This window comes from Flavobacterium sp. HTF (assembly GCF_003105115.1).
In the GTDB taxonomy this organism is placed as follows: Bacteria; Bacteroidota; Bacteroidia; order Flavobacteriales; family Flavobacteriaceae; genus Flavobacterium.
Map to the genome: position 1 here is coordinate 1 of NZ_QETH01000025.1, position 11,971 is coordinate 11,971.

The window sequence follows — 11,971 nt, forward strand, 5'->3', positions numbered from 1 at the left end:
AATATGATATGTATTTCAACAATTGCAATGAATCAAAAGATTGGATATATCCGGTTAAAAATGTAGTAATCAACCCCAAAAACAAATCAGATTCCGGACAAGATCATATTCAGTTCTTAAGAACTGAAAGCGGCTATAAATTGATAAGTGTTTCGGATCGAAAAAATAATCTGAAATAATAAATGTCTTTATTTTTTGAATGAAATAATATGGAAAAAGAAGATTTCAAACAAAATTTGCAAAAAGCGCTTGACGGACTTATAGATTTTACTCAGGAAATGGTAATCAATAAATTACCAGCCAGTTATAAATTCATAATTAAAACGAACTGCTCATTTGATAAAAATGATTTAGAAAATGACGAAGAAATTTTTCCGGATGATAAAATTGATGAAACAAGTTCTCTCAATCCCGCCTCAGAATCAACCGTAATTGATTATTTATGGAGAAATGGCAAAGTTCCACAATGGATTAATGTTCAGGTTAGCAGCTGCGATTCTGATTTTAGTTACATAACATTAGAATGCTGTGGCAGATATTCGGCTTTTTTAAACCATAAAGACGGTCCTTTTCGGGCTTTAGGTCCCAATATCCCCTATCGGTATATCGACCCGGTTACCGAAAAGCTTCGTCAAAAAGTTGACTTAAATGAGATTAACAAAGTTTAAATCTTTTTATGTCCTTTTGTGATTTTGCGATTAAAAAACAAAGCAAGTTTCGGATTTTATAGCAGTAGAAACCAATCGATATTTGTATTATAAAATTGAACCAAATGAACACACAGGAAAACATCAATTATAATCGTATCGCTGAAGCTATAGATTATATCAAGGCAAATTTTAAAGAGCAGCCCAATCTTGATGAGGTTGCTGAGAAAGTGCATTTGAGTCCGTTTCACTTTCAGAGACTTTTTAGTGAATGGGCAGGAACAAGTCCGAAGAAATTTTTGCAGTATACAAGTCTCGAACACGCCAAAAAATTACTCAAGGAAAACCAGGCAACAATATCCGAAACAGCTTTTGAAACCGGGCTTTCAGGTACGAGCCGACTTCATGATCTATTCGTAAACATTGAAGGAATGACTCCGGCAGAATATAAAAATGGAGGTAAAAACCTTTCTATAAATTATAGTTTTGCCGAAAGTCCGTTTGGCAATATTATCGTGGCTTCGACTGAAAAAGGTGTTTGTTTTATGGCTTTTGCCGAAAATGAAGCAATTGGATTTGATGATTTAAAACACAAATTCCCAAATGCTGCATTTTCAAGAAAACTCGATTTGGTACAACAAAATGCATTGTTTATTTTCCAAAATGACTGGAGCAAATTATCTGAAATTAAACTCCATTTAAAGGGTACCGATTTTCAGCTAAAAGTTTGGGAAGCCTTACTAAAAATTCCGATGGGACAACTTTCAACTTACGGCTCAGTTGCACAGCAAATTCAAAAACCAAATGCTTCAAGAGCTGTCGGAACTGCTATTGGCAGTAATCCTGTAGCATTTTTAATTCCGTGCCACCGTGTGATCAAGTCTTCCGGAACATTTGGCGGTTATATGTGGGGAAACACCCGTAAAACAGCAATTATTGGCTGGGAAGGCTCTCAGGTCAATTCAGAACTCTAAACTTCTTTTATGCAAAATATACAATCCAAAATTGCTTCTCAAAACTGGGAAAGCATCACCGAATCTATGCACCAAAATGGCTTTGCTATTATTTCAAATGTACTCGATAATGAACAATGCGAAGCTCTAAAAGCTGATTATGATAATCCGAACCTATACCGGAAAACTGTTGTTATGGAACGTTATCGGTTTGGTCTGGGCGAATACAAATATTTCAGTTATCCGCTACCTGATTTAATTCAAAACATAAGAACTTTGATTTACCCGAAGCTGGCTCCCATTGCAAATGCCTGGATGAAGGCTTTAAACATTAATACTGTTTTTCCTGATACGCACGAAAAATTGCTGAAGCAATGTCATGATAATAATCAATTGAAAGCAACCGTTTTAATTTTAAAATACGGAAAAAGCGGGTTCAACACATTACATCAGGATTTATACGGAGACATTTATTTTCCCATTCAGACCGTACTTTTTCTAAATGAACCTGACAAGGATTTTACCGGTGGTGAATTTGTATTAACGCAACAAACGCCCAGAGCACAATCGAAAGCGATTGTCTTAAAACCTAAGAAGGGCGATATTTTAATTTTTACAACAAATTTTAGACCTGTAAAAGGTACAAAAGGATATTATCGAGTTAATATGAAACATGGCGTGAGCGAAATTCATTCGGGGGAACGTCATACATTGGGAATTATTTTTCATGATGCGTTGTCATAAATTAATCGATAGAGACGCATTGAAATGCGTCTCCCTAATGATTGTCGCCAAATATTGTTTACGTAATGTTAGACGCATGCAATTCGTCCCTGCGAGAAACACAACATCATAAAAAATGATCCAACACAATAAAATTTCAGATTCAGATCTGTGGAATAAAATTAAAAAATCGGAAATTTGTTTCGGTGGCAACCGAAAATTAAAAATCTACGGAACTCTGAAATGTTCTTCTGGAAAAAGAATGAAACGCGAAAACCGGGTTTTCTTTTTATCTGAAAATGAAGCCAGAGAAAATGGTTTCAGACCCTGCGGACATTGCATGAAAACCGAATATCAAAACTGGAAAAATGGACTTATTTAATCCCGAAACAAACGAAACAACAAATCTGCTTCCAAAAGAAGGAACGGTGAATTATTACGGAAAATTATTTTCCAGAACAGAAGCTGATTTCTATCGTGATATATTATTGAATACAATTGAATGGAAAAACGACGAAGCGATTATTTTCGGAAAATTGATTTTAACAAAACGAAAAGTAGCGTGGTACGGCGATCAGGAATTTGAATACACTTATTCTAATACTACCAAAAAAGCGCTTCCGTGGACAAAAGAATTGTTGGAACTAAAAGCTTTTATCGAAGAAAAAACAGGAGAAACATTCAATTCCTGTTTGCTCAATTTATATCATAGTGGTGATGAAGGAATGGCCTGGCACAGCGATGCGGAAAAAGATTTAAAGAAAAACGGCGCTATTGGTTCAGTAAGTTTTGGCGCTGAAAGAAAATTTGCCTTCAAACATAAAGAATCAAAAGAAGTTGTTTCTTTAATTTTAGAACACGGAAGTTTATTGGTTATGAAAGATGAAACGCAAACACATTGGCTCCATCGCCTGCCGCCAACTAAAACAGCCCAAAAACCCAGAGTAAATTTAACTTTCAGAACTATTATTGGGTAGAAAGTGTATATAAATCTAACAGGTTTAAAAAAGCTGTTAGGTTTGTTTCTCTGTAATTATTTCTTTTTTGCAGTTACATTTTGATAAGAAAGTGATAAAGCATCTTTAAACATTTCCGGTCTTACTTTTGAGAGTTCAACAATAGTCCATCCTTGTTTTCCCCACTTATTTGGAATGGGGTAAAAAATCATTTCGCCCGAAGCACAAAAAACAGATTGGTCAATTTCGTTTAATTTTAAAACTGCACGATTATTTTTTTCATCAAAAGTGGCAAATATTTTCTTGTTGACACGAAAAGATGTTTTCTCAAAATGTGGTTCTTCGGCTGCATTTTCGAATGACAAAGCTGTTTTTCTAAAATCTTCAATAGAAACCATAATCGTAAAATTTAAGGTTAAAACTCAATCTACCAGCCCTGATTTAATCCATTTTTCAGGACCTCATCATATTTTTCTTTATCAAAAGAATATAAGTTAGGAGCTTTATGTGCAACGTTGTTTTTCTTTTCGTCCAACTTGGTCAGGATTCCTATAGTGGTTATTTTCCTTAAAAAATTACGTCTGTCAAGCTTTTTGTCCAAAATCGTTTCGTATAATTTCTGAAGTTCGGGAACCGTAAATTTTTCCGGTAATAAATTATAGCCCACTGGCATTAAATTCAATTCTATTCGCAAAGTGTCCAAAGCTTTATCTAAAATTTCTTTATGATCCAGGATAAGTTCCGGCACTTCTTTATGATCAATCCATTCTACAATTTCATTAGTGTTCACTGGATTTGGCACGGTTTTAAAAAAATCTACCAACGCATAATAGCCAATAGTTACAAAACGCTGTGTGAGCCATTTGCCTTTTTCTTCATTAATTTTTAAATAATCCAAAATAGCTTTATCAAAGTGCTGCTCGTTTCGTTTTATCTTTCCGAAAGTAGCAAATTGTCTTAAAAAAACTCCTTCTAACCCGGTTCTTTCATTTAAGACTGTAACGGCTGCTGTATCAATATCCTGATCGACAGGTATAAAACCTCCGGGTAATGACCATTTTTCGCCATTCAAAACTTTAATCAGTAAAACTTTAAGCTGATTATCATGAAAACCAAAAATGACACAGTCTATTGAAAGGCCTGGCTGAAATCTGTGGTTATTTTCTACAATGTCTTTGAGCATTTATTTTATTTTTCGTACAAAAATCCTTGTCTCATTTGCTCTGCAATTTACTTCAATTTTATAATACAAGACAAATTTTACAGAAGAGCTTCGTTTGAAATCTAATTTATAAGAAATTGAAAGTCCAGCATTTACAATTTTAACTTAAAATTAAAAGTGTGTTTGAAAAAAATAAGTACATTGCGTCAAAATAACACATTTAAAATTAAAATTGTTATAAATTACGATATAAGAAAGAATAATATTACAAATATTTTTAGTTTTGTATTTCATTCAGTGAGCGAAAAAATAGAAAATTAATCCTTTAATTATGATTATCAATACATTAAAAAATATTAATGAAAAAATCCGAATCAAAATATGGACTTCTTTCGGATTTGTTTCGAAAACTTACCTTTTAGAAGCTTCCCTAAAGTATAGCGAAGAGCAGGAAAAGATTTTTAATCAAATGATTATAGAAACTGAAGCAAAAAATAAAAAGGCAAAACGTGAAGCTTTTGATAAAGCTTTGTATGCATCATATAAAGGGATTGGCGCTATGGATTTTATAAATACTGTTTTGAAATAATTCAAAACTTTTATAAAATCCACAACGCCAATCTAATCGACATTCTGTTTATTGCATTAACTCAAATTATTGCTGTAGTTCAAATTCCGATTTTAATTTAATATCTGCTGATGAAGTTCCGATCATTACCTCGAAATCTCCCGGTTCAGCATTCCACTCTAATTTATCATTGTAGAAAGAAAGTTTTTCTTTATCAATTGTAAACTCAATAGTTTTAGATTCCCCTGCATTTAATTTTACTTTTTGAAAATCTTTTAATTCTAAAACCGGTCTTACTACAGATCCGAATTTGTCTTTTAAGTATAATTGTACCACTTCTTCTCCTGCTACTTTTCCAACATTAGATAATTGAAATGATACTTTAATGGTTTCATTGCTTTTTATTTTCACTGAAGACAATTTCAAACCAGAATAATCAAATTTTGTATAGCTTAAACCGTAACCAAAAGGAAACTTTGGGGAGTTTTTTAAATCAATATAAGAAGAAACATATCCCTTAGCATTTTCGTCCGGAGCTGGTCTGCCGGTGCTAAAGTGATTGTAGTAAATTGGAATCTGACCTACTTCTCTCGGGAAAGTCATTGGCAATTTTCCGGATGGATTATAATCTCCAAATAAGACATCAGCAATTGCATTTCCAGCCTCAGTTCCTAACCACCACGTATATACAATCGCAGGAACATTATCTGCTGTCCAGTTAAAAATAAGTGGTCTTCCGGCATTTACTAAAACTACAACCGGTTTTCCTGTTGCCTGAATTGCTTTCACTAAATCTTCCTGAACTCCAGGCAAATGCAGATCACTTCTGCTTTTTGCTTCTCCGCTCATGTCATGTCTTTCACCAATACTTAAAATTACCACATCTGCCTGTTTTGCTGTTGCAACGGCTTCGGCAAAACCATCTTTATTATCTCCTTCAACTTCACAACCTTTGGCATAAAGCAATTTGGTATTCTTCCCAACTTTATTTTGTAAACCATCCCATTGTGAAACGACCCATTTGGTGTAATCTACCTCCGGTAATTCTACTGACCAGAATCCCATATTTGCTTTATATTCTTTTACCATTGGTCCTATAAAAGCAATTGTTTTTACGTTTTTAGAAAGTGGTAATGTCTCGTTGTCATTTTTTAACAATACAATACTTTTTTCGGCTACTTCAAGGGCTGCTTTTCTGTTTTCAGGATTATTCAGTACTTTTTCAGCTCTTTTTTCATCTGAATATTTATACGGATTTTCAAATAGTCCTAATTCAAATTTCTTGCGAAGGATACGTTTTACTGCATCATCAATTAAATCAACAGAAACTTTCCCTTCTTTTACCAGTTCGGCCAGGTTATAACGGTAGGCATTACTTTCCATATCCATATCGCTTCCTGCTGTAATGGCAGAATAGGCAGCGGATTTAAGATCTTTTGAATAACCGTGTGCAACCATTTCGCCAATTGAACCCCAGTCTGAAACTACAAATCCCTGAAAGTTCCATTTCCCTTTCAAAATATCTCTTTGCAAATGTGCGTTTCCTGTTGCCGGTACTCCGTTTAGATCATTAAATGAATTCATAAACGTTGCTGCTCCGGCATCTAAAGCTGCTTTAAACGGAGGCAAATAAGTTTCGAACAACATTCTTTCGCTCATATCAACAGAATTGTAATCCCTTCCGCCTGTAGCGGCTCCGTATGCTGCAAAGTGCTTTACGCAAGCCATAACAGAATTTAAATCTCCTAATTTATTTCCCTGAAATCCTTTTACTCTTGCATAAGCAATTTTAGAACCCAGATAAGTATCTTCTCCGGCACCTTCCATTACCCTTCCCCAACGCGGATCACGACCAATATCTACCATTGGTGCAAATGTCCAGTGAATCCCGCTCGCCGCAGCTTCTGTTGCTGCAACTCTTGCAGCCAATTCAATAGCTGCTAAATCCCAGCTTGCAGCTTCTGCCAGCGGAATCGGAAATGTTGTTTTGTATCCATGAATAACATCCTGACCAAATAGCAATGGAATTTTAAGACGGGATTGCATAGCCAGTTCCTGATATTGTCTGGTATATTTTGTACCGATGATGTTTAGCATCGAACCAATCAATCCTGACTTTATTTCTGCTTGCTTATTGGGATTTATGGTAATTGGTCCCGTTGCAGAATTATCTCCTGTATATTGATTTAGCTGACCAATTTTTTCTTCAATGGTCATTTTTTTTAATAGAGCATTTACTTTTTGATCTATTGTTTCTTGTTGAGCAGTCGCAAAAAACGATAACATCAACAGCGTAAATGTGGTTAATTTTTTCATTCTTGTTTAATTAATTTCGATAAAATCGAGGTCATTCTTTATTCTTAAAACCTAACTGAATAGTATAAACTATTTTGTTTTTATGATTTATACTATTCAGACAAGTATTAAAATTTAATTCTAGTTTTTATATTTTATATATAGTATGTGATTCTGAATGGCTGTCAAAAGTAATATTAACATAATAAATACCAGCTGCATAAGAAGTCATATTGAAACCATTATATCCAATACCGAAAAAATATGTGTTATCTTGTAAAAGTTGCCCGTATTGCGAGTAAATTTTTATTGATTTTGCACTGCTTGTTTGTGGTGGAATATTTGAATCTAATAAACTTATATCAAAATAAGTTGTGACTGGATTTGGTGTTACTTTAAAATATTTTGACGGAGGAGTTGTTGGAGGGTTTGTCGGTGTTGTGGTACCATCTGTCCAATGATAGGTTCTCCAATTGCTCCATCCGCATGCATTTTTTACCCTAACTTTAAATTTTACCGGATTATCTGTTGGATTTGCACCTGTCAAATAAATATTTCCTTGTGTTCCTGTAGCAGTTGCACTATTATATAATCCATTATTCAGGAAATAAAAATTTCCTGAAATTTTCTCCCATTGCCAGTCAGAATTTAACGGAACATAATTTCCAATTGGTGCTGTTAAAGTGTAAATTAAATAATTATTGTTTGCTACATTATTTAAAGCACAAGGAGCACTTTCAGTCGGACAATAAAAGTTCGTTATAAGAGGCATTGGGCTTCCCATAATAATATTTTTTGTAATAGTTCTTGTTTCATTACAAGCGTTTACTATAGTAGCTGTTAATGTAATCTGTCCTTGATTTAATGTTGTAAGGGTAGTTGAAGGACCTGTTGTATTACTTAAAGATGCTATGATGGTATTTGATATACTCCAGGATTGCACTGATAATCCGGATTCTAAACCAGATACAGTATAACCGGCACTTGAACAAACTGTCTCATTTCCTGATATAACTGCTCCAGTAGTAAACAATGCTCTGGTTACTGTTTTTGAACCAACAGCATTATAATTTGAATTACCTCCTGAATTTTTCACTGTGCAAAAAACTGAAAAATTACCAGTCAGTGGAGGTGTTACGTTTACAGATGTACCTGTCGTTGAACCAACAATTACAGCGCCGCCTGTAACTGACCATGTTTTCTGATTAACAGAATCAGAACAAGTAAATGTTTGGGTAGCCTGAGAACAATTTGTAACAATTGGAGGACCAGTAATTACCGGAGGAGTAAGTCTTTGTATTGTTATATTTTTTTCTACTTGTGGCTGATAATTAAAATAACTAATATGTGCACCGGAAATTTTGTTAATATAAATTCCGCTAATTTTTACAGTAATCTTGTCTGTAGTTGAATTAGAAGCATCACTCCATTGTATGGGTACAATCTTAGGATTCGTATTATTAAGAGTAGCATCATTATAATAGTTAGATTGATTAGTAGGAATGCCTATGTAACCCGGAACATTTCCTGAACCACCACTATAATTAGTTATGACAATCCATTCATTAATAATATAACCATCTGCACCACTAGGATAAACAGGATTAAACTGAAGGGTATAATTATAAGGAACACCAACCTGAACTGATCCTGGCCCAGTGATTGTTATTGAATGTTGGGCAATTAAAAAGTTAGTAAAAAGTAAACTAAAAAATAAAAATAAAGTTTTTTTCATTATAAAAATTTTTAATTTTTCTTTTCGCAATATGCAAGGCAGAAAATTATCCTCTTTAATATTTTATTTTGTTTAAATTTATCGCTCAAGGCTGTAAACTATTATTCCTAAGTATTTATACCGATTTATCTATCCAAATTTTCTCCCTTTTTATTATTTAATATTTAGCAACATTACAAATTCATTTCTTCTCCTAATTAATCTCTATCAACACAGGCAAATGATCCGAAGGATATTTTAAATCTTTTGAATCACTTAAAACTGCGTGTTTCTGAATTGTTAATCCGCTATTTTTAGAAATAAATATGTAATCTATTAGCAATGTAACCGGCTCATTATGTTTAAAGCCATTGAATGTTCCTGAAGGTCCGAAAGGTTTTTCTTTTGAAACCTCTTTAGTATCATCCATTTCTTTTTTTACTTCTGCAATTTGATTTGTATCTGGTTCTGAGTTAAAATCACCCATCAAAAAAGCCGGATAATTTTTAGAATTTATTTCTTTCATTTTAGAAAGAATTAGCTGTACTCCTTTTACCCTGGCTTCATTACCCACATGATCCAGATGCGTATTAAAAACCCAGAATGATTTCTTTGTTTTTAAATCTTTAAAAAGAGCATATGTACAAATCCTGTTGCATGCCGCATCCCAGCCCCTTGATACAATATTTGGTGTTTCCGAAAGCCAAAATGTATTGATCTGTTCTACTTTAAAACGCTCCTTTTTATAATAAATAGTACAAGCTTCACCCGTTTCTTTTTCTTCTCTTCCTATTCCGAATCTACTATAGGCCGGCAAAGCCGAAGCTATATCGGTAACCTGATTAGGAGTTGCTTCCTGAACACCCAGAATATCCGGGCTGTAAAACTGAATTTGGGAAGTAAAATAGTCTTTTCGGTTTGGCCATGCATTTTCTCCGTCTGAAGCAACATCCAGACGTATATTATAGCTCATCATTTTTAAATTCTGAGCATAAAATGAAGAGCTTACAAAAAGCAGCATTAATAGCGAAACAACAATGTTTATCTTTTTCATATTAAAAATTTTTATTCTTCAAAGCTACCATTTTAAAGCCCTTTAGAAAAAAATCTGTCTTTTAAAAAAATGTTAATTATAAGTTTTAACTTACTTTTGCTAAACCGTATTTTATCTGATTCTGTTTATTTTTTAGATTTATTTTTACCTTCTTTAAAGTCTAAATAATTCAAATTGAAACCTCCTTTATCAAAAATTACTTTGATTTTATTACTTCCTTTTTTTAATTCTATTCCTGATAAAATAACTGTTTTCCAATTGTCATTTTTTCCGGTAGCCGGTAATGCGATACTTTCTGTTTGAACTCCGTTTCCTGTTTCCAAATGAAGTTTCCCTTCCGATTTTTCACCCGAATAACGAATTGCTACATTGTAGGTGTTTTGTTTTGCTGCATCAACAGTAAACTGAAGCCATTCTCCATCTTCGATAAAAGAAACCTGATACCCGTTCAATCCGGCATCTTTACAAGGCAAAATATCTACTCCGTCATTTCGCATGGTATTTCCTTTGTTACAGTCTTCAAATTTTCCGGTTTCTACGCGGTAATTCACGAAATCTTTGTCTAAATACGCATGCTCATTGGTTCCTAAATCATAGTGGGTTGCCGCTATTTTTCCCGGAACTGTATTTTTCTTATAAGGCTTGGTGTCATTTGTCTGCACTTGTCTGAACATCGCATCGATTACATCTGGTTTTACGGTTAGGTTTTCCATTTTATAATTGTCCGCCATTTTTAGCAAAGCCTTTTTAGCAAAATCCTGAGAAGGTTTTTGTCCGCCATCTTTCCAGTATTTTAATAGAACATCATACTCCGGAATTTTGGTAACAGAGGTTACTCCTGCAATATTTTCGATTTTCTTCATTGGCCAGAAAGCCCATCCGATATTATTTCCTTCAACTAACGAAAGAGCATCTTTAAACCACACATTTGAGTTTTCTCCACTCTCCCCCAGCCAGATCGGAACATTGTATTGTTTTCTGTAATCCAGCATTTTCTGGATAGAAGCTGTTGTATTGTAGTTCCAGTATTTATGGAAGCTCAATGCCATATTTTCATCCCATAAAGGAAAAATTCCGTTGTAATTATTTCCCCAGCAATTTCCTTCAATAAAAATTAAATGATTGGTATCTACCTCACGGATTGCTTTGGTAACCGCAACCATCAACTCTCTTAAAGGCCCGTTTGAGTTTTCATCGCAGCCATTTTTATTTGTTCCGGTAAAATTCCAGTTGGGTTCATTGATAATGTCGTATGCTCCAATCCATGGATTATCTCTGTAACGTGAAGCTAATTTTTTCCACAAGGCAATCATTTTCGCTCGATTGGCTTCGCTTTCCCAAAGAGATGGTTTTGTAGTGTCATAATCTGAAATTGCAGCGTCATTACCTTGTCCGCCGGGAGCAGCATGCAGATCTAAAATAAGGTACATTTTGTTTTCTGCACACCATTTTAATAAATTATCTGTCATTGTAAAACCTTCTTCAATCCAGGTTATTTCACCATTTTTTTCTTCCTGAATTGATGGTGTATACAAGTTGTAATGCATTGGCAAACGAATCGAATTGAATCCCCATGCCGCTAATGAATCAACATCTCTTTTTGTGATTCCGTTGGCTTTGTAGGCTGCATAAAATTCTTTCGTTCCCTGTTCTCCAATTACATTCTGAATTTTTTGCTTAATAACATACTGTGGACTCGCAAAGGGCTGTGTCTGCAACATATATCCTTCCTGAACCATCCAGCCGCCAACGCCTAAACCTCTTAATAATACATTTTTTCCGTTGCCATCAACAATGTTTTGCCCGTCTCTGTGCAAAAATCCTTGTGCAAAAGACGTTATTGAAAGTAATAATTGTAATGCTATAAATATTTTTTTCATGCTCTTTATTTAAAACCTT

At 34.1% G+C, this 11,971-nt stretch carries 12 protein-coding genes; 6 read left to right on the forward strand and 6 right to left on the reverse strand.

Features of this window, described 5'->3' with window-relative positions:
- Positions 1 to 209: 209 nt before the first annotated feature.
- The 5 genes from DCO46_RS09810 to DCO46_RS09830 all read left to right on the forward strand — a co-directional run bounded on the left by DCO46_RS09810 (position 210) and on the right by DCO46_RS09830 (position 3,300).
- Positions 210 to 668, forward strand: a complete 459-nt coding sequence (locus DCO46_RS09810; protein ID WP_116752381.1) for a hypothetical protein — start codon at positions 210 to 212, stop codon at positions 666 to 668.
- Positions 669 to 772: 104 nt separating this feature from the next.
- Positions 773 to 1,621 (forward strand): bifunctional helix-turn-helix domain-containing protein/methylated-DNA--[protein]-cysteine S-methyltransferase, encoded by an 849-nt coding sequence (locus DCO46_RS09815; protein ID WP_116752382.1) that lies wholly within the window; start codon positions 773 to 775, stop codon positions 1,619 to 1,621.
- Between the two features lie 9 nt (positions 1,622 to 1,630).
- Positions 1,631 to 2,344 carry a 2OG-Fe(II) oxygenase gene (locus tag DCO46_RS09820; RefSeq protein ID WP_116752383.1) on the forward strand — a complete coding sequence of 238 codons (714 nt, stop codon included), beginning with the start codon at positions 1,631 to 1,633 and terminating at the stop codon, positions 2,342 to 2,344.
- 115 nt (positions 2,345 to 2,459) lie between these two features.
- Positions 2,460 to 2,705 (forward strand): Ada metal-binding domain-containing protein, encoded by a 246-nt coding sequence (locus DCO46_RS09825; protein ID WP_116752384.1) that lies wholly within the window; start codon positions 2,460 to 2,462, stop codon positions 2,703 to 2,705.
- Positions 2,692 to 3,300: an alpha-ketoglutarate-dependent dioxygenase AlkB family protein gene (locus DCO46_RS09830; protein ID WP_116752385.1), complete on the forward strand. Its 609-nt coding sequence runs from the start codon at positions 2,692 to 2,694 to the stop codon at positions 3,298 to 3,300. Before DCO46_RS09825 ends, DCO46_RS09830 begins: the two co-directional genes overlap by 14 nt.
- A gap of 56 nt (positions 3,301 to 3,356) precedes the next feature.
- On the opposite strand, the gene DCO46_RS09835 is transcribed toward DCO46_RS09830, so the two are convergent.
- Positions 3,357 to 3,677, reverse strand: coding sequence for an MmcQ/YjbR family DNA-binding protein (locus DCO46_RS09835; protein ID WP_116752386.1), 321 nt, complete (start codon positions 3,675 to 3,677; stop codon positions 3,357 to 3,359).
- Positions 3,678 to 3,706: 29 nt separating this feature from the next.
- Positions 3,707 to 4,462, reverse strand: a complete 756-nt coding sequence (locus DCO46_RS09840) for an NUDIX hydrolase (RefSeq protein WP_116752387.1) — start codon at positions 4,460 to 4,462, stop codon at positions 3,707 to 3,709.
- Positions 4,463 to 4,772: 310 nt separating this feature from the next.
- On the opposite strand from DCO46_RS09840, the gene DCO46_RS09845 reads away from it, so the two are divergent.
- A complete protein-coding gene (locus DCO46_RS09845; RefSeq protein ID WP_116752388.1) occupies positions 4,773 to 5,030 on the forward strand; it encodes a hypothetical protein in 258 nt (85 codons plus the stop codon).
- A gap of 66 nt (positions 5,031 to 5,096) precedes the next feature.
- Here the strand turns inward: DCO46_RS09845 and bglX are convergent, their stop codons facing one another.
- The 4 genes from bglX to DCO46_RS09865 form a co-directional block, all read right to left on the reverse strand.
- Complete coding sequence (gene bglX, locus DCO46_RS09850; protein ID WP_116752389.1) at positions 5,097 to 7,325, reverse strand: beta-glucosidase BglX; 2,229 nt, start codon at positions 7,323 to 7,325, stop codon at positions 5,097 to 5,099.
- A gap of 127 nt (positions 7,326 to 7,452) precedes the next feature.
- Positions 7,453 to 9,039 (reverse strand): hypothetical protein, encoded by a 1,587-nt coding sequence (locus tag DCO46_RS09855; RefSeq protein WP_116752390.1) that lies wholly within the window; start codon positions 9,037 to 9,039, stop codon positions 7,453 to 7,455.
- Between the two features lie 193 nt (positions 9,040 to 9,232).
- Entirely contained in the window at positions 9,233 to 10,072 is an 840-nt protein-coding gene (locus DCO46_RS09860) for an endonuclease/exonuclease/phosphatase family protein (RefSeq protein ID WP_116752391.1), read from the reverse strand.
- A 125-nt stretch (positions 10,073 to 10,197) separates the two neighbouring features.
- Complete coding sequence (locus tag DCO46_RS09865; protein WP_116752392.1) at positions 10,198 to 11,952, reverse strand: cellulase family glycosylhydrolase; 1,755 nt, start codon at positions 11,950 to 11,952, stop codon at positions 10,198 to 10,200.
- Positions 11,953 to 11,971: the final 19 nt, after the last annotated feature.